This is a genomic window from Neobacillus driksii (assembly GCF_013409995.1).
Classification (GTDB): Bacteria; Bacillota; Bacilli; order Bacillales; family Cytobacillaceae; genus Neobacillus; species Neobacillus driksii.
Genome location: NZ_JACCBX010000004.1, coordinates 363,033 through 381,141, shown reverse-complemented (window position 1 = coordinate 381,141; position 18,109 = coordinate 363,033). Strand labels below are relative to the sequence as shown.

General features: G+C 37.8%; 22 protein-coding genes. 14 read left to right on the top strand and 8 right to left on the bottom strand.

Annotated elements, in window-relative coordinates; translation table 11 throughout:
* The first annotated feature begins 24 nt into the window (after positions 1-24).
* Together yhaM and F4694_RS11255 are read left to right on the top strand one after the other, a co-directional pair.
* Positions 25-969, top strand: a complete 945-nt coding sequence (gene yhaM, locus F4694_RS11260) for a 3'-5' exoribonuclease YhaM (RefSeq protein WP_179597857.1) — start codon at positions 25-27, stop codon at positions 967-969.
* A 111-nt stretch (positions 970-1,080) separates the two neighbouring features.
* The gene (locus F4694_RS11255; protein WP_179597855.1) at positions 1,081-1,269 is read left to right on the top strand and encodes a sporulation YhaL family protein; all 189 of its coding nucleotides are present in this window, start codon (positions 1,081-1,083) and stop codon (positions 1,267-1,269) included.
* Positions 1,270-1,317: 48 nt separating this feature from the next.
* Here F4694_RS11255 and F4694_RS11250 read toward each other — a convergent pair whose 3' ends face one another.
* On the bottom strand, positions 1,318-2,181 hold the full coding sequence (locus F4694_RS11250) for a peptidylprolyl isomerase (RefSeq protein WP_179597853.1): 864 nt from the start codon (positions 2,179-2,181) through the stop codon (positions 1,318-1,320).
* A 331-nt stretch (positions 2,182-2,512) separates the two neighbouring features.
* On the opposite strand from F4694_RS11250, the gene F4694_RS11245 reads away from it, so the two are divergent.
* Together F4694_RS11245 and F4694_RS11240 are read left to right on the top strand one after the other, a co-directional pair.
* Positions 2,513-2,602: a YjcZ family sporulation protein gene (locus F4694_RS11245; protein ID WP_179158254.1), complete on the top strand. Its 90-nt coding sequence runs from the start codon at positions 2,513-2,515 to the stop codon at positions 2,600-2,602.
* 59 nt (positions 2,603-2,661) lie between these two features.
* The gene (locus tag F4694_RS11240) at positions 2,662-2,751 is read left to right on the top strand and encodes a YjcZ family sporulation protein (RefSeq protein WP_179597851.1); all 90 of its coding nucleotides are present in this window, start codon (positions 2,662-2,664) and stop codon (positions 2,749-2,751) included.
* 81 nt (positions 2,752-2,832) lie between these two features.
* Here the strand turns inward: F4694_RS11240 and F4694_RS11235 are convergent, their stop codons facing one another.
* Positions 2,833-3,012 (bottom strand): hypothetical protein, encoded by a 180-nt coding sequence (locus tag F4694_RS11235; protein ID WP_045519871.1) that lies wholly within the window; start codon positions 3,010-3,012, stop codon positions 2,833-2,835.
* Positions 3,013-3,229: 217 nt separating this feature from the next.
* Between F4694_RS11235 and F4694_RS11230 the strand changes: the two genes are divergently transcribed.
* Positions 3,230-3,568, top strand: coding sequence for a DUF1878 family protein (locus tag F4694_RS11230; protein ID WP_179597849.1), 339 nt, complete (start codon positions 3,230-3,232; stop codon positions 3,566-3,568).
* Here F4694_RS11230 and F4694_RS11225 read toward each other — a convergent pair.
* Positions 3,565-4,140: an HTH-type transcriptional regulator Hpr gene (locus tag F4694_RS11225; RefSeq protein WP_179597847.1), complete on the bottom strand. Its 576-nt coding sequence runs from the start codon at positions 4,138-4,140 to the stop codon at positions 3,565-3,567. The two genes, F4694_RS11230 and F4694_RS11225, sit on opposite strands and share 4 nt — an antisense overlap.
* A 276-nt stretch (positions 4,141-4,416) precedes the next feature.
* Here F4694_RS11225 and F4694_RS11220 point away from each other — a divergent pair, with 276 nt between their 5' ends.
* The gene (locus F4694_RS11220; protein WP_179597845.1) at positions 4,417-4,605 is read left to right on the top strand and encodes a hypothetical protein; all 189 of its coding nucleotides are present in this window, start codon (positions 4,417-4,419) and stop codon (positions 4,603-4,605) included.
* 58 nt (positions 4,606-4,663) lie between these two features.
* On the opposite strand, the gene F4694_RS11215 is transcribed toward F4694_RS11220, so the two are convergent.
* A complete protein-coding gene (locus F4694_RS11215; protein ID WP_179597843.1) occupies positions 4,664-5,188 on the bottom strand; it encodes a tryptophan transporter in 525 nt (174 codons plus the stop codon).
* A gap of 144 nt (positions 5,189-5,332) precedes the next feature.
* Complete coding sequence (locus F4694_RS11210; protein WP_179597841.1) at positions 5,333-5,752, bottom strand: HIT family protein; 420 nt, start codon at positions 5,750-5,752, stop codon at positions 5,333-5,335.
* A 586-nt stretch (positions 5,753-6,338) separates the two neighbouring features.
* Here F4694_RS11210 and F4694_RS11205 point away from each other — a divergent pair.
* Genes F4694_RS11205 through F4694_RS11195 form a run of 3 tightly spaced genes read left to right on the top strand, consistent with a single transcriptional unit; the run spans position 6,339 to position 9,054 of the window.
* Complete coding sequence (locus tag F4694_RS11205; RefSeq protein ID WP_179597839.1) at positions 6,339-7,079, top strand: ABC transporter ATP-binding protein; 741 nt, start codon at positions 6,339-6,341, stop codon at positions 7,077-7,079.
* The gene (locus tag F4694_RS11200; RefSeq protein ID WP_179597837.1) at positions 7,072-8,283 is read left to right on the top strand and encodes an ABC transporter permease; all 1,212 of its coding nucleotides are present in this window, start codon (positions 7,072-7,074) and stop codon (positions 8,281-8,283) included. Before F4694_RS11205 ends, F4694_RS11200 begins: the two co-directional genes overlap by 8 nt.
* A gap of 48 nt (positions 8,284-8,331) precedes the next feature.
* Entirely contained in the window at positions 8,332-9,054 is a 723-nt protein-coding gene (locus tag F4694_RS11195) for an EcsC family protein (protein WP_179597835.1), read from the top strand.
* A gap of 18 nt (positions 9,055-9,072) precedes the next feature.
* Here F4694_RS11195 and F4694_RS11190 read toward each other — a convergent pair whose 3' ends face one another.
* Positions 9,073-10,251: a M20 family metallopeptidase gene (locus tag F4694_RS11190; RefSeq protein ID WP_179597833.1), complete on the bottom strand. Its 1,179-nt coding sequence runs from the start codon at positions 10,249-10,251 to the stop codon at positions 9,073-9,075.
* 112 nt (positions 10,252-10,363) lie between these two features.
* Here F4694_RS11190 and F4694_RS11185 point away from each other — a divergent pair, with 112 nt between their 5' ends.
* Complete coding sequence (locus F4694_RS11185; RefSeq protein ID WP_179597831.1) at positions 10,364-11,005, top strand: phosphatase PAP2 family protein; 642 nt, start codon at positions 10,364-10,366, stop codon at positions 11,003-11,005.
* A 285-nt stretch (positions 11,006-11,290) separates the two neighbouring features.
* Here the strand turns inward: F4694_RS11185 and F4694_RS11180 are convergent, their stop codons facing one another.
* Together F4694_RS11180 and F4694_RS11175 are read right to left on the bottom strand one after the other, a co-directional pair.
* A complete protein-coding gene (locus tag F4694_RS11180) occupies positions 11,291-12,688 on the bottom strand; it encodes a hypothetical protein (RefSeq protein ID WP_179597829.1) in 1,398 nt (465 codons plus the stop codon).
* Positions 12,689-12,887: 199 nt separating this feature from the next.
* The gene (locus tag F4694_RS11175) at positions 12,888-13,397 is read right to left on the bottom strand and encodes an antibiotic biosynthesis monooxygenase family protein (protein WP_218895606.1); all 510 of its coding nucleotides are present in this window, start codon (positions 13,395-13,397) and stop codon (positions 12,888-12,890) included.
* A 303-nt stretch (positions 13,398-13,700) separates the two neighbouring features.
* Here F4694_RS11175 and hemE point away from each other — a divergent pair, with 303 nt between their 5' ends.
* The 4 genes from hemE (at position 13,701) to F4694_RS11155 (ending at position 18,100) form a co-directional block, all read left to right on the top strand.
* A complete protein-coding gene (hemE, locus tag F4694_RS11170) occupies positions 13,701-14,747 on the top strand; it encodes a uroporphyrinogen decarboxylase (RefSeq protein ID WP_179597825.1) in 1,047 nt (348 codons plus the stop codon).
* Between the two features lie 175 nt (positions 14,748-14,922).
* Positions 14,923-15,855, top strand: coding sequence for a ferrochelatase (gene hemH, locus F4694_RS11165; RefSeq protein WP_179597822.1), 933 nt, complete (start codon positions 14,923-14,925; stop codon positions 15,853-15,855).
* A gap of 34 nt (positions 15,856-15,889) precedes the next feature.
* On the top strand, positions 15,890-17,311 hold the full coding sequence (gene hemY / locus F4694_RS11160; protein WP_179597820.1) for a protoporphyrinogen oxidase: 1,422 nt from the start codon (positions 15,890-15,892) through the stop codon (positions 17,309-17,311).
* A 54-nt stretch (positions 17,312-17,365) separates the two neighbouring features.
* A complete protein-coding gene (locus F4694_RS11155) occupies positions 17,366-18,100 on the top strand; it encodes an MBL fold metallo-hydrolase (RefSeq protein ID WP_179597818.1) in 735 nt (244 codons plus the stop codon).
* Positions 18,101-18,109 lie beyond the last annotated feature (9 nt).

Below are 18,109 nucleotides of genomic sequence, written 5' to 3'. Positions count from 1 at the left end.
TACTATTGGGAAGGAGAGAGAAAGATGACTAAAGGAATACTAGATTATGATTTCGGAGTACAGGTTGATCTGTATTTACTTATAAAAAGTGCCACTAAAGGGATTGCCAGTAATGGAAAGCCATTCTTAACACTTATTCTTCAAGATCAAAGTGGTGAGATAGAAGCGAAACTTTGGGACGCTAATGAAGAGGATGAAAAGAATTACACCGCGCAAAGCATTGTTAAAATTATTGGGGATATCCATAATTATCGTGGTAAAAGCCAGCTGAAAATCCGGCAGATTCGAAGAACGGGACCGAGTGACTCAGTAAAATTGGAAGATTTCTTAGAGACCGCTCCATTAAGCCAAGAAGAGATGACTAGTAAACTGACACAATATATTTTTGATATGAAAAATCCTAATATCCAAAGAATTACCCGCCATTTATTGAAAAAACATCAGAAGGCCTTTTTGGAGTATCCTGCCGCAACTAAGAATCATCATGAGTTTGTGTCAGGTCTTGTCTATCACGTGGTTAGTATGCTCGACTTAGCCAAAGCAATAGCTTCGCTCTATCCTAGTCTTGACAAGGACTTGCTCTACGCTGGAGTGATATTGCATGATATGGGGAAAGTAGTTGAATTATCAGGTCCAATCTCTACTACTTATACAGTGGAAGGAAATTTACTAGGTCATATTACCATTATGGTAAATGAAATTGGAAAGGCTGCTGAGGAACTAGGGATATCTGGTGAGGAAGTTTTAATACTAAAGCATCTCGTATTAAGTCATCACGGGAAGGCCGAGTGGGGAAGTCCAAAGCCGCCATTAATTAAAGAAGCCGAAATTCTCCATTATATCGATAATCTAGATGCAAAAATGAACATGCTCGATCGTGCCTTAGAGAGAGTGAAACCTGGCGAATTTACTGAACGTGTATTTGCCTTAGACAACCGTTCATTTTACAAACCCATATTCCATAAATAAGATAACCCATCAAATGGGTTATTTTTTTTGTACACAGTATGAATATTTATCAGTAATTCGAATATGTTGTATAAAAAAGTGGACAACCGCTAATGAAGGGAGCAATAATAAATGACTATTCCTATTTGGGTATATGCAGTCGTGGTTGGTATCGTAATTAGCGCATTGATGGCAATTAAAACAGGCAGAGAAGAACGAATGTTAGAAATGGAGAATATTGAAAAAGAGGGAGAAATTTATTTAACTCGGCTTGAACAAGAAAAAGAACGCCGTGGGGGAGAAAGAGTTACAGCCGAATAGAATACAAAAAGAAGGAACTCGTACCCGAGTGCCTTCTTTTTGACGTTCTTATTGTGCTGCAGGAGCTGCTGGGTCAAGTGCTTTTTCTAAGTCTTTATCACTGATTTTCACTTTTGCTTCTTTAATTTCCTTTTGCATCACTTCGTTAATTTTTTCATTTGTTAATTTTGATGATTTTAAATCTTTTTCCATTTGATCTTTCATTTCTTCATAGGATTTCTTTTCTTTTTTGTCCGTTAATTGAATGATATGATAGCCAAATGAGCTCTTAACTGGGCCGCTGATTTCACCTTTTTTGAGGGCATATGCTGCAGCTTCAAAATCTGGATCCATTGCTCCAGCACCAAACCATCCTAAGTCACCGCCAGCTGCTTTAGCCGCTTCATCAGTAGAATAGGTATTACTTACATCTTCAAACTTTTCGCCAGCGTCAAGCTTTTGCTTCACTTCTAAAGCTGTTTTTTCATCCGCAACGAGAATATGACGAGCCTTAATCTCAGGCTTGTAGTTGTCGTAGTATTCCTTAACTTCTTTATCTGTTACTTTTATGGACTTCATTGCAGCTTTTTCTTGCATCATACCAAGTTTCATCGTTTCTTTAAAATCATCTTCATTTGCGTAACCGTATTGTGCCAGCGCAGCCTCAAAGTTGTCTCCAAGCTGCTCCTTTAATTCATCAACCTTTGCATCTAATTCTTTGTCGGTTACTTCGTATTTCTCAGCTAGGACTTTTTCATAGACAAGCTGTTGTAATGCTTGTGTTCCCACCTTTTCCTTCATTGCTTCATAAAGTTGATCCTTTGTAATATCTCCAGCACTGCTTTCTGCTACTGTAGAACCGCTACTTTGATTACACGCGCTTAAGGCAATAACCCCGCCAGCTAATGTAAGGGCTAACATCCATTTTTTCATGTTGTACCTCTCCTAAACAGTAAATTCTTGTGGGCTTTTGTCCACAAACTATACTATAACATAAATGACAACCACTGCAAAAATATTTCCTGTTTTGTTATCAGAATTTTGGGCATTTACCCATTGCGAATTCAAGAATTCGTACATACGATAACATGTAACAAAAAAGAGAACTATTCAATTGCCCATCGGCTAAACGTTATGTTCTCTAAGGAATTAATCCCCAATAAGAAAAAGGTGGACTTTTTCCGAAGAAAATAAGGTAAGCGCCTAGTCGAAATGAGTACAGCTTGAATAGTATATCGTAGTAAATAATAAAGGAGGTATTACGATGAGTGGTGGACACGGATACGGAGCAGGATTTGCATTGATTGTAGTCCTATTCATTCTATTGATTATTGTTGGAGCATCTTGGTTTTAATTTAAGGGTATCACCTGATGCAGACAACAGCTTTACCATTTAAGAAAGGGGAGAATTGTGTGTCTGGAACTGGATTCCACGGTGGAGGATTTGCGTTAATCGTTGTCCTATTCATCCTGTTAATAATTATTGGTGCTTCTTGGTTTTAACCTGAAAACAAATTAAAAGCGATGAGAATTTTCTCATCGCTTCTATTTTTCTCTAACATTGATACATTACATAAAGTAAACCTATGTATACAAAATTTCCACATAGGATGAAATCAATAATATCGTGACAAGTACATTTATTGTACGAAATACTTTATGCTGACGTTCTTCCGGTATATCTTTTTGAATACAAAGGGAATTGGTCATTTTGTTAACGTAAAACAAAATAAAAATGGCCAAAACAATAAAAATGGAGATCATCATCGATTCCCTCCCTGATGTTCATTATATGTTAATACATTATCAAAAATTTACAAAAAAAGATAGTTAAAAGGAATGGTAGAAAAGTAGGAAATAATTTTAAAAAAAACACTGGAAAGATTATTATCTGTTCTAATTTAAGAATAGGTTTACATTGTCCTGAAAAGAGTAAATAATGAACGTAGGAATGTAAAGCAGTGACCGGAGGTCGAACGCAATGGATATATACGTTGAATTACAAGCCCGTGTGAATCTTCTCGAATATCATCAAAAGTTACTCTTAAAGTTGCTGAGGGACCCCAATCTCGAATTTTATAGAGTAGTGATAGAGAATGGGTTATCAGAACATGAAGTAGAGGCATTCAATCGACTATGTGAGAATCTTAACATAAAAATGGAAGAACAAAAAGCGGAAGGGTTTATACATTTTCATCCGCTTTTCAGTGAGTTTCTATATTCTTTACCGGAAAAACTTAACGCAAAGGAAGTTGTTCAAGCTTGTTTAAAGCAACACTTATTCGAACCTCTTTTTACAGAGTTTACTAAATGTCTTTAGGAGAGTTCCTGTTGTGTTTTTTCTGACTTTTTAAGTTTTCCATCATTTTCGTTAAATTCAGTTTCAATATTATGAAACGATCGTTCAAAGATTTCCATGAAATCTTCACCATAGATATTTCGAACAATTGCCATCATTTCAATAATATCAGGAAACTTCCCATATAAATCTCTTAACGGCAGGGCACCAACAAATGCAGCATTGCCACTGGGGTGATAGGATTCCATTAAACGAAGAAAGATCTCTTCACCTTCTGGGGTGAGCTGAATATACGTATTTCGTTTATCATTTTCTTTTTTTGAAAATGTAAGCAATCCTCTTTCTTCTAACTTTTTCGAAAAATTGAACGCTGTTGAGACATGCATAACACCAAACTTTGCTACATCCGAAATAGATGCTCCATTTAAATGGTATGCAATCCAAAGGATATGATGCTCATTAATATTTAAATCAAAAGGTTTTAACCATTGCTGCCAATCTTTCTCAATTGATTTCCATAGGGCTTTACTTAATTGTGCAATCCTTTGGCTAAATAGCATCGCTTCTTTCATTGAATACTGTTTCTCCGACATCCCCAATTTCACCTACTTTTTTATTTCTCTATTAACATTATGCCAATAAAATAAAAATTAATAAAGATGTAAATTCACAAAATTTTTAGAAATTACGTTTTTTTCTACTTGAAATTTATATTTTTTTATTTTTATTACAATTCTGAGAAAATAGTTCTTCTTTATTTTACGTTCTTTCTCTAAATAATGCCAACCTTTTGAATATTCTACATAGGGAAGGACAGCAAATCATATTAATAATAGTATCAACTCTTGGTCTTCAATAGGGGGTATTATATGAAAGCTGTAACATCGATCCTTTTTTTGCTAAGTATATTGCTATTTTTTGGTGCAATTTGGAATGCTCTAGCTCTAAAAAGACCGGGATTTTATCCGCCTAAACAAGTCTTAAAAAAGCGAGCTGCAGCGTTAGCAGGCGGTGGAGCAATATTTTTGCTTTTGACGATTATTTTATCAAGCTTTTAATCATTTATTTGATGTTTATAGAAAGAAAAGAACCTTGCTGAGGTTCTTTTCTTTTGTGTTATTTTGAGATGCTAATAGATGATGTCTTAGTTCTTTTTACTACTGAAAGAGCAACTGGATACAAAATAACCATAATAATAGTGTTCAGTGCTATTGCAGGTAAAACACCAGCAGCAAATAAAGCTGTGAAAGAACTTGGTAAGCCTACAATGTAATAGGCAGAACCCAAAAAGACAGATCCTGAAACTAATGTCCCAATTGCAGTTAAGACGGCAACACTAATAATGGAATTACGGTAGTGCTTTAATGCCAAAAATAAACCAAAAAAGACTAACGCAGTTATGGGCTTATCAATGATATTTGGTAGTTGACCACCAGGAAAACCGGTTGTAAGTGCGGATAGTCCTCCGGTCACAATAGACAATAACATAACACTTTTAATTTCTGGAATAAGAATAATTCCCAAGAACATCATGGCAAGCATCATATCTGGTTTAATCGTAAGGAAGGCTGGCATTACCGTATGCAAAACTACTCCAATTCCCGCCAAAAGTGATAGGACTACTAGATTCTTTGTATTCATTTCTCATCTCTCCTCTGCTGTACTCAGCTATTTGTTCTATTTGTTCCTCCTGCAGTGCGCTCAGGTGCCTGTAGCGAAAAACTTGTTATCATTATATCACAGGAATATAAAAATAATAAAGATATAATTTTCAGATAATTTAATTTAAAAATGTTTATTAATATTCGATGCCATCTCTAGCAGTGTCTCTTGTGTATAATCGCTTGTATTGCTTTTCCAAACAGCGCCAAATCCGTCTCCTTTACCATAGCGTGGAATTAAATGAACATGGAAATGAAAAACGGTTTGCCCTGCATGTTCCCCATTATTATTCACCAGGTTTAATCCGAGAGGGCTAAATTCCTTTTTTAGGGCATTTGCAATTTCAGGTACAGATTCGAAAAGGTTTTTAGACGTTTCAGGAGTCAATTCAAATAAATTTTCTTTATGTACTTTGGGGATGACCAATGTATGGCCTTTTGTTACCTGACTAATATCAAGAAAGGCTAATACATGTTCATTTTCATAAACTTTTGCTGCCGGGATATCCCCATTAACAATTTTACAAAAGATACAATCACTCATTTACTGCAACCCCTTTATTGGTTATATATCCGTATTTTACCATATGTAATACCGATAAAAAAGGAAGAGACAGGATTCGCATGGAATCCTGTCCTCTCGAAGGGGACTTGCTTCAATTTATACGTTCATTCAGGAATTACGTTTGATAAACACCTCATTTGACAATTTAGTGTTTTTATAAACAGTAATCATTGTTCAAGCTGACCATCCCCTATGTTGTTTTTATATGTTTACAAACTTATAAAAACGGATGATAATCTGCCGTAAACACCTCATTTATTTTTTGATAAATAGCTGGTGTTATTTGAACTCTAAATGGTTACCAGGCAACTTGTGCAAAACAACCATCCCCTTATTAGAAACGTTTAGAAGCTACATGTTTGAAAAGTTAAATGTCTTTGACAGACACCTCATTTCAAATTTTTGATGAATCACTTCATCGAGTAGGTGTTTCCCCTTCGAATATTATGATAACCCGTTTGAATGGAAATATACAAAAATATATCAAAAAATTGAATTCCTATTTTTATCGTCTTCGATTTGGTAAAATGTAAGGTAATTATTATCCTATGGAAGGACGGAGTATATGCCTTTATTATCGATTGAAAGCCTTACAGGTGGATATACAAGGAATCCAGTTTTAAAAGATGTTACTTTTGAAGTAAATGAAAAAGAATTGGTTGGATTAATCGGTCTAAATGGTGCTGGGAAAAGTACAAGTATTAAACACATCATCGGTTTAATGGAGCCTCATAGTGGTACAGTTAAAATAAATGGACGTTCTATTATGGAAGACAAGGAAGCTTATCGAAAGATGTTCACCTTTGTTCCGGAAACACCAGTACTTTACGAAGAACTCACCCTTGAAGAACATTTACGTTTAACCGCTATGGCATACGGCTTAGATGAGTCTACATATAAAACCAGAATTGGTCAGCTATTAACTGAATTTCGAATGGAAAAAAGACTAAAATGGTTTCCAGCTCATTTTTCTAAAGGAATGAAACAAAAGGTAATGATTATGTGCGCCTTTTTGGTGCAGCCTTCCCTCTATATTGTTGATGAGCCATTTGTGGGGCTCGATCCACTTGGTATTCAATCATTGCTTGACTTAATGAAAAAAATGAAAGAAAGCGGAGCGGGCATATTGATGTCGACCCATATTCTTGCGACAGCTGAAAAGTACTGTGACAGATTCGTTATTCTTCACGAAGGTGAGGTTCGTGCAAAAGGTACTCTAACTGAATTGAGGGAACAGTTCTCGATGCCTGCAGCTTCATTAGATGATCTATACATCCAATTAACGAAGGAAGAAAATTATGTTTGATGATAAAAAGCTATGGAAAGATAGATCTGTTCATCGATTAAAGGAATTTGGGGTTTATCTTCGATATATCCTGAATGGGCACCTAGTCGTCGTGCTGCTGTTTTTAGTTGGTACGGCAGCCTTTTATTATCAAAATTGGATAAGCTCATTGTCTCGGGAATTTCCTGCGGAAATTATTATTGCTGTTATTTTAGGAATATTTTTGACTCACAGTCCGGTATATACTTTTCTCCTTGAAGCAGATCAAGTGTTTTTAATTCCGCTTGAAGCGCGTTTAAGAAGTTACTTTTTGCGTTCTGGAATGCTTAGTTTAGTTTTTCAAGGATATATTTTATTAATGATTTTTGCTTTAGTGATGCCAATGTATGCACATGTCAGCGAAAACGGCTTTCAATCATTTTTTATTTTCCTAATCATCCTGCTGGTTATTAAAGGCTGGAATATTGCAGTTAACTGGAAGATTCACTTTTATGTACAGCCATCGGTTTATACTTGGGATATGATTGTCCGTTATTTCATTAATGTGTTATTTACCTTTTTGCTATTTAAAAACGCACATATCCTTTTTTTAGTGTTATTTGCTTTCATTATGGCTTCTTATTATCGCTCCTTTTATGTCAGGACGAAAAAAATGGGCTTGAAATGGGATTTGCTAATTGCTCAAGAAGAAAAACGAATGGCATCATTTTATCGGCTAGCCAATTTATTCACAGATGTACCAAAATTGAAAGATACGGTAAAAAGAAGAAAATGGCTGGACTGGTTGATAAATCGGATTTCCTTCTCACAAGATAAAACCTTTGATTATTTATACGCAAGAACATTCTTGAGATCATCCGATTATTTAGGTCTATTTATTCGATTAACTGTAATAGGTGGATTTGCTCTGTATTTTATTTCCTTTGGTGCAGGACAAATCGTGCTTTCTCTCTTATTTATCTATTTAACGGGATTCCAGCTGCTGCCATTATGGAATCATCACCAAAATAAGCTTTGGATTGATTTATATCCAGTGACCCAAGACCACAAAACCACTGCTTTTCATTCTCTTCTTATGAGGATTCTGTTCATTCAATCCTTCATATTTACAGTCATTATTTTGTTTAAAGGGGAATGGATATTTTCGTTAATAATCCTCCTCTCTGGATTGCTGTTTAGTTTTTTATTTGTAAATGTTTATAGTAAGAAAAGACTAAAAGCATGAATGGATTAGAAACAAACCTAATATCTTGTTGCTGAGGGGAGTGGGAGCATGAATGAATATGAGCTGAAGGTATATGGAGAAATGGTCGAATGGAAAAGAAAATTAACCAGACGGTCAGGGATGATGAATCGAATCTCAAAAAAAGCGCAAGGAAAAATAAATGAAATAATTCCGGAGAAGGTTCATGAGGTGATGACAGAAAGTATAAAGGGGATGGTTAAAACCACCTTATTTGGATCCCAGCTAACGACCAACAAAAACCAAGCGACCGGTCTGACACTTGAGGAACGAGATGAATTAATGAGAAAAAAAACGGCAATCTTCCAAAAAACGGCCTTGGTTGAAGGAGCTGGGACAGGCGCTGGAGGAATCCTACTGGGTCTTGCCGATTTCCCGTTGCTACTTTCCATTAAGATGAAGTTTCTTTTTGAAGCAGCAGCTATTTACGGATTTAACACGAAGGAATTTGAAGAGCGGTTATTTATTCTTCATATCTTTCAGCTGGCGTTTTCAAGTGATGATATCCGTCGCGGAACATTAGCTGAAATTGAAAACTGGGATGCGAGAAAGCAAGAGCTCGTGGAAATGGATTGGCGTAAATTTCAACAGGAATATAGAGATTATATTGATCTTGTTAAGATGTTCCAGTTAGTGCCTGGAATTGGTGCATTTGTGGGCGCATATGCGAATAACAATCTGCTCAAACACTTGGGAGAAACGGCAATGAATGCATATAGGTTAAGGATCCTAACAAAAGCCCCTGAACTTTAAACCGTTCAGGGGCTCTGTTTATTTAGAACTGTGTATGTTTATTGCAGCTGTCCCAAGTGTTTTTGCGGCTATTAACATGGCGTTTTCATCAATATCAAACTTTGGATGGTGATGTGGATAGCCTGGGTTTGCACCTAGTGGTTTTGCACCTGTGAAAAAGAAGGTTCCGGGTACCTCCTTTAAGTAATAAGAAAAATCTTCTCCTCCCATTTGCGGCTCAGATTCTTCTATGGTTGTCACCTCAGGAACTTCACTTGCTGCGGCAACGAGAAACTCTGTTTCTTTAGCATGGTTCACAACTGCAGGATAACCTCTCTCATATAAAAATTTATAGGTGCTACCAGACATGTGGCATGTGCCCTGAATAATTCTTTCCATTTCCTCTTCAATGTATTGGCGGACATCATCATTAAAGGTACGGACTGTTCCAATAAGCTTAGCTTTATCTGCAATTACATTAAATGCATTTTCAGACATAAAAGAACCAACTGTCACAACCGCAGACTCAACTGGATTCACTTTCCTACTGACAATTTGCTGTAGATTAACAACTAACTGAGAAGCGGTGACAATGGCATCCTTGGTCTTATGCGGCTGTGCACCATGACCGCCTTTGCCCTGGATTTCTATTTCAAAACGATCAGCTGCAGCCATGATCGGACCGGTCCGATATTGGATAGTCCCGGTCGGTTCACTTGCCCACAAATGTGTGCCAAATATGACATCGACACCTTCTAAGCAGCCATCCTCAATCATGGTGATCGCGCCGCCTGGTGCATATTCTTCTGCATGCTGATGAATAAAGACATAGTTGCCTTCGAGATCGGCCTTCAATTCATTTAGTACCTTTGCAAGTACAAGAAGAGTGGCAGTATGTCCATCATGACCACAGGCGTGCATAACACCGGGAACTAAGGATCTATAAGGTACGTCCTTTTCATCGTTTATAGGCAATGCATCAAAATCTGCCCTTAATGCAACAGTTTTACCAGGCTTATTTCCGTATACCTTTGCTACAACACCATTTCCACCAATATTATCTTTTACTTCTACCCCAAGTTTTTCATAAAATTCCTTTATATATTGGGCGGTATTATATTCCTGGAAGGACAATTCGGGATGCTGGTGCATGTACCTGCGAATCGTGACCATATCTTCATAGTAATCTTCTAATTTTGAAAACAATTCCTTCAACATATGAAATCCTCCATATCCTATTTTCAAACTATTTTAACACTTTAACACGATTATGTAGATTTAAAAGTACGTTTTCTTTATAATTTTGTAGAGTTTAGTTAGAGAAAGGATCATGAAACTAATGGTAAATAAAAGGAACACATCTACATACTTATCTTTAGGTTTTGCTGTTGTAATAGCAATCTATATTTCTATCAAAGTAGCTACAAAACAAACTTTTTGGCTGGATGAAAAACTAGCGGACTTATTTGCTTATGTACCAGATATATTCAACCCGTTTTTTCTTTTGTTAACGGAACTAGGGGATAAGAAGGGGATTGGCATTGTCGCCTTGATTGTTCTAGGCTGGTTATTGCTAAAGAGAAATCTATTAGGTGCAGCAGCCATAGCTTTAAGTGTTGCTTTAGGAAATGAAGTCAATAAACTTCTAAAGGAACTTATTGCACGTCCAAGACCAGAGCTCGACCATCTGGCACATGTGGATAGCTTAAGTTTTCCAAGTGGGCATGCAATGGTAGGATTCATTTTCTATTACTTTATTGCCTATCTTGTATTGGAGGATTTGAAGTCCTCAAAAGCGAGAAGAACAGTTATCATGCTGACAGTACTGTTGCTCTTATTAATTGGCTCAAGTCGGATCATTCTTCAAGTCCATTACCCTACAGATGTCATTGGAGGTTTTGCCTTTGGCTATATTTGGGTGCTGGCTTCTATATACATTTACAATTTCTTTAAAAAGAAACTGAAAAAGTAACTACAAAAAAGAGGCCCCGGCCTCTTAGCCAGTTTGGAAAAAGTGTGTGGCAATCTCCTGGTTATTTCTCCCTGTTGATTGGAGCGGAAGGTGCGAAGACTCCTGCGGGAGTACGGGGCTGGGGAGACCCCACATGCGCTAAGCGCCGAGGAGGCTCCCCGGCACGCCCGCGGAAAGCGAAGCGCCTGGAGTGGAAATCAACAGGCCTTTGGGCAGGCAGAAAAAAATAAAAATTGCCGAGAATGATACCTTTCTCGACAATCTGAGAGGCCCCTGGCCTCTTTTTTATATTAGAAACATTGCTACGATCGTTGTGACAACAAGACCAATAGCAACGGGTATTAGATTTCGCCGTGCTAACTCAAAAGGATCAACGTTACAAATGGCCGCTGCAGGAATTAACGCCCATGGTACTAAAGTTCCGCCGCCAACCCAGATGGCTGCAATTTGACCGAGTGCCACTAGAGTAGCTACACCTTTACCAATTGCAACTGCAAACAAGCCCGCGACTGAACCTGCGAGGGATATTCCTGAAAATCCAGAGCCATCCAAACCCGTAATCGCTCCTACAGTGGTTAGTGTCACTGCTCCGACCACTTTACTCAATGGAACAATATTCGCTAACGCGATACCAAGGTCATTTACGATACCTTGCGAACCATTTGGTAAAAAATCACCAACGATTTTTCCAAAACCGGCATCACCTAAATAAAAGAATGCCGCTATTGGGATGACAGGACCAAAAACCTTAAAACCAAATGTAAACCCATCAATTAGAAAGCTTGTGGTTTTTTCAAGACCTTTGTTTTTATGGCTGACCATGGTTATTAGGAGGAGGATAAAAATAGATGTTCCGCCAACTAAAGCAGTTGCGTCACCGCCAGTCAGGTCAAGAGTAAACATACCAGCAACGTCAATGGCGAATAAAATCGGTACGAGAATGGCAAAGAATCGCTTTTGGCTAATGGAAAGGAGATTTTTCTCGGAAGTGGTTTGTTCTGTTGACTCTACAGGTACATATGGAGTTGGCTGCAAGACACCATTTTTCATATCTCTCCTCAGAAAATAGAAGGCAGCAATAGTAGTCACAACCCCCATAACAACTACTAATGGAATACTGGCACTGATGACATCACCGATTGGAATACCAGCAGCGTCTGATGTTAATTTAGGTGCAGCCTGTATCACATAATCTCCTGATAAGGCTATACCGTGTCCAAACAAATTCATTGCCATGGCAACACCCAAAGCTGGAAGACCTGCCCGTAGGGCGACAGGAAGGAGAACGGCCCCTAATAATGCTACAGCTGGGGATGGCCAGAAAAACCAGGAAATGACCATCATTAAGATACCAATGGTCCAATATGCGAGTGCAGGGTTACGAATTAATTTTGTAAAAGGTGAAATCATTACGTCGTTTATACCGGTCGAAGTTAGGGTTTTGCTCATAGCCACAATAATGGAAATGACTAAGATGGTTGATAATAACTCGGTAATTGCATAAATAAAGCTGTTGAAGATACTGCTGACTGAACTGCTTAAGGAACCAGTTGCAGTAATGGCAATAAGGAATATTCCGAGAATACAAATAAGTGAAGTATCTCTCCGTTTGACCATAAATCCGATAATAAGTGCAATAAAGACGACATATATCCAATGGAGAGCTGAAAGCTCGACAGGCATACAAATGACCTCCTCTCATCATCATCTAAGGACGATAAATAGGTATTCGCCCGTGGATGTAATACAGGATATGAAAAAAGTTTTAGGTGGTGAGAGGTATTTAAATTTATTCATTCTTAAAATGTGCCAGGCTAGAGGAGAATAGGTGATTCCCGTGATCAACACAGGTGTGGACTTCCAAAAAAAGGGTCACATGAGCTTAATCATGTGACCCTTTTTGGTCAGCAGGTATAGTATATTTGCTGACATATGGCGCGCTAATAAATATATTAGAGTGATTAACATATTCATATCCTTTTTCTATAGTAGAATCCAAAAGATTTTTACTGTTTTCAAATGTGAGTTGACTATCCCATATCGTCAGGATTATATAAACATTAGAGGATAATGGGCGAAGGACTCGGATTGCGATAAGTCCCATTTCTTTTTCAAGCAGTCTGGGAAGATCCTTTAAATGGTATTCAAATAGAGACCTGTTTTCTTCCGTTACTGGGATGTAGTTAATCACAACCAAGCCTTTCTTCTCAATTAACCCAGATGTTGCTAATACCTCATATTTACTTGGTTGTTTAAATACAGTTTGTGTACTCGTTTCATGTAAAAGAAGGGCACTATCTTCATTAACCATTGTTACCATTAACTCAGACGGATACCTCTCTTCAATCTCTTTTAAGTATTCAAATGTCCCTGTAGCAATATAAACATTCATTTTCATTACCTCACCTGTTCTATGTTTACATACTAGGGTATGCTATACATTTATATAAATTCATCTCGAATCATTTCTTTCACACTAGGCTGTGATAAAGCTGCATGTTGATATTGCTAATCAACAGAACAATTCATTAAATTAAAAACGACTTTTTTTTGACACTTTCCATTGTAACCTATACACCAATAGGAATAATCGATATAGTGAAAACAGTGCTATGTACTCTATAAAGTTTTTAATTTTAGGCTTCATATATTAAAATAGAACGAGACATGTCTTTTGAAAGGTGGATTTATTTACATGACGAAGCAAATCAACGATACATTTTTAAAAGCAGCGAGAGGAGAAAAGACAGATCACGTGCCAGTCTGGTACATGCGTCAGGCAGGAAGGTCACAGCCAGAGTACAGAGAAATTAAAGAAAAATACTCATTGTTTGAAATTACTCACCAGCCTGAGCTATGTGCGTATGTAACCCGCCTTCCAGTAGAGCAGTACAATGTGGACGCAGCTATTCTATATAAAGATATTATGACCCCGCTGCCGGCAATTGGCATGCAGGTAGAAATAAAATCTGGGATTGGTCCTGTCATTGACAATCCAATCACATCCTTAGCAGATGTTGAAAAACTTGGTGAAATTCATCCTGAAGAGGACGTACCTTACGTATTAGATACGATTAAATTATTAACTCAAGAACAATTGTCCGTACCTTTAATCGGATTTTCTGGCGCTCCTTTCACACTCGCTAGTTATATGATTGAAGGTGGACCTTCGAAAAACTACAACAAGACAAAGGCATTTATGTACTCTGAACCAAAAGCATGGTTCGCATTAATGGAAAAACTTGCTGATATGATTATTACATATGTGAAATCGCAAATTAAGGCTGGTGCTAAAGCGATTCAAATCTTTGATTCTTGGGTGGGAGCTTTGAATGTTGAGGACTATCGCTACTTTATTAAGCCAGTCATGAATCGAATTTTTACAGAGCTAAAAGAAGAAAATGTGCCACTTATTATGTTTGGAGTAGGTGCTAGTCATCTTGCTTTAGAATGGAATGACCTCCCGCTGGATGTAGTTGGGTTGGACTGGCGTTTGCCGATTCAACAAGCAAGAAAATTGGGAATCCATAAGACCGTTCAAGGTAATCTTGACCCAGCAATCCTGTTATCACCTTGGGAAGTGATTGAAGAAAGAGCTAAAGCTATTTTAGACCAAGGTATGGCAGAGGGCGGCTATATCTTTAATCTTGGACATGGGGTTTTCCCGTCGGTTAACCCGGCAACGTTAAAAAAATTAACCTCATTTGTCCATGAGTATTCTGCATCAAAACTTGGCAGATAAATACGGCCTTCGAGTGTTAATATTGGTAAGACAAGTGTTTTTTTGGCACAATATAATATGCATGAAAAAAGAGGGCCCTAAAAATTAGAGGCCCTCTAAATCCTGATATGTACCATTTTTACAATAAATACTTTAATTTGCAGAAGGCAGCGAGATTAAAAATGAGGTGCGGAAGATGATGAAAAAGAAAATGGGCTTACTCGTAATGGCATACGGAACCCCATATCACTTAGATGACTTGGAACGTTACTATACACATATTCGGCATGGCAGAAAGCCTACTCCAGAAATGATTGAAGAGTTAAGGAATCGCTATGAAGCAATTGGCGGTATATCACCATTAGCCAAAATTACAATAGAGCAGGCAAAAAAACTTGAAGAACATATAAATCAAGTTCAAGATGAAATTGAGTTCAAAATGTATCTGGGCTTAAAGCATATTGAACCTTTTATTGAGGATGCAGTTAAAGAAATGCATTCAGATGGAATTAAAGAGGCCGTAAGTATTGTCTTAGCGCCTCATTATTCAACTTTTAGTATTAAATCCTATAATAACAGGGCAAATGAAGAAGCTGAAAAACTTGGAGGTATTAAAATCACTTCAGTTGACAGCTGGTATGATGAACCTAAATTCATTAACTATTGGGCAGATAAAATTAAAGGGATTTATGAACAGATGCCTCAAGAGGAAAAAAATGACGCTATGCTGATTGTTTCGGCCCATAGTCTTCCAGAGAAGATACTACAATTTGGTGATCCCTATCCAAGTCAGCTTCAGGAAACTGCCGATCTGATTGCAAAACATGCCGGAATCACTGACTATGCGATTGGCTGGCAAAGTGCGGGGAACACACCTGATCCATGGTTAGGACCTGATGTTCAAGATTTGACTAGGAACTTAGCAAAAGAACATCCATATAAAGCATTTGTTTATGCGCCGGTTGGCTTTGTGTGTGAACACTTGGAAGTCCTCTATGATAACGATTACGAGTGTAGGATAGTGGCTGAGGATTTAGGAGCAAGTTACTATCGTCCTGAAATGCCGAACGCACATGCTAATCTAATTGATGCAATGACTACGGTTATTTTAAAAAGATTAGCCAATTGAAAGCATACAGAATAAAGAAAGAAGGGTGACATCCGTGACGGAGGAAAAAAAGAAGGTAGCCATTATTGGGGGCGGAATAGCGGGCCTTACTGCGGCATTCTACCTTCAAAAAATCATTCATGATAAAAAGCTGCCTCTTGAAATCAAACTGATCGAAGCTTCACAACGTCTCGGAGGTAAAATGCAAACCGTAATAAGAGACGGTTTCACCATTGAAAGAGGTCCCGATTCCTTCTTGGCTAGAAAAACCAGCATGATTAGACTAGCAAAGGAAGTAGGGATGGAGGAGCAGCTAGTATCGAATTCAACTGGGACATCCTATGTTCTTGTAAATGACAAGCTCTATTCGATGCCTGGGGGTTCCATTATGGGAATCCCGACTGAGATAGGACCATTTATTACGACGGGGTTGTTTTCAATACCAGGAAAACTAAGAGCAGCAGCGGATTTTGTTTTACCAAGATCTGAAGGAAATACAGACCAGTCTTTAGGTGAATTTTTTCGAAGAAGGCTGGGTGATGAGGTTGTTGAAAATTTGATTGAACCGTTATTATCTGGTATTTATGCTGGTGATATAGATCAAATGAGCCTAATGTCGACCTTCCCACAGTTCTATGAGGTTGAACAAAAATATCGCAGCCTTATAGTAGGAATGAAAAAAACCACACCGTCAAAACCAAAAATACAACCACCTGCCGAGAAGAAAAAAGGTGCATTTTTAACCTTTAAGTCTGGCCTTCAGTCCTTTGCTGAAGGAATAGAAGCGAAACTGGACCCTAATTCTATATTAAAAGGGCACCGAGTCGATAAAATTACCAAGACTAATGACCAATATGAACTTTATCTAAATAACGGTGACACATTGATAGCTGATTGCATTGTTGCCGCAACACCGCATAAAATAACACAATCCATGTTCTCGGACTATCGCTTTTTTGACCCTTTAAAGGCTGTACCCTCAACATCTGTTGCAACCGTAGCACTTGCATTTCCTGAAGAAGCGATAAAAAAAGATATTGATGGAACTGGATTTGTTGTTTCTAGAAATGGTGATTATTCTATAACAGCTTGCACCTGGACACATAAAAAATGGGCTCATTCCACTCCAAAGGGCAAGGTTCTGCTGCGCTGTTATGTAGGAAGAGCAGGAGACGAAACCATCGTCGATCTTTCTGATGATCGAATTATTCAGATTGTTCTTGATGATTTAAGCAGGACAATGGATATTGGAATTCAGCCTGAGTTTGCTGTTGTTTCGCGCTGGAAGGATTCCATGCCGCAATACACAGTAGGACATAAACAGCGACTAGAGACAATCAGAAAGCATATTAAATCGGAACTGCCTGGTGTCTTTTTAGCCAGTGCTTCTTACGGCGGTGTCGGGCTTCCTGATTGTATTGACCAAGGTGAAGAGGCTGTTAAAGGTGTATTAGAGTATCTAAATGTCACAGAATAAACTCGAAGCTGTTTTAAAATAGCTTCTTTTTTTATAATCAAGGGGGTTATGAGATTGAAGTTGACAATTATCGGTTATTGGGGCGGTTACCCGAAGAAAAACGGTGCAAGTTCAGGTTATTTATTGGAGCATGAAGGATTTAAGATGTTAATTGATTGTGGCAGCGGTGTTCTTGCAAAAATGCAAAATATCATTGAGCCAGAAGAGCTTGATGCGGTCGTGATTTCTCATTATCATCCAGACCACATTGCGGATATTGGTGTCCTGCAGCACGCACGATTGATACAAGGCTTCTTAGGAAAGAGTTTTCCGACATTACCTATCTATGGACATTCTTTAGACCATACAGAATTTGCGAAGTTAACCTACAAAGAAATTACGAAGGGAACTGCATATTCACCTAATGATGTTTTGACTGTCGGACCCTTCCGAGTTTCCTTTTTAAAAACAGACCATCCAGTGACTTGCTTTGCAATGAGAATAGAAGCAAACGGACAATCTATTGTATACACAGCAGATAGTTCCTTTAAAGAAGAATTTATAGAGTTTAGTAAAGGCGCAGATCTTTTATTATGTGAATGTAATTTTTATCAGCACCAAAACGGCAAATCAGCAGGTCATATGAATAGCATTGATGCAGGGAAATTTGCTGCAAGAGCTGAAGTTAAACAACTAATTCTTACTCATCTGCCACATTACGGAGAGGTTTCTAAGCTTATTAGTGAAGCCCGTACAGAATATACTGGTATAATAAAACTAGCTGAAGAATTTCAAACTATTTCGCTATAAGAAGGGGGA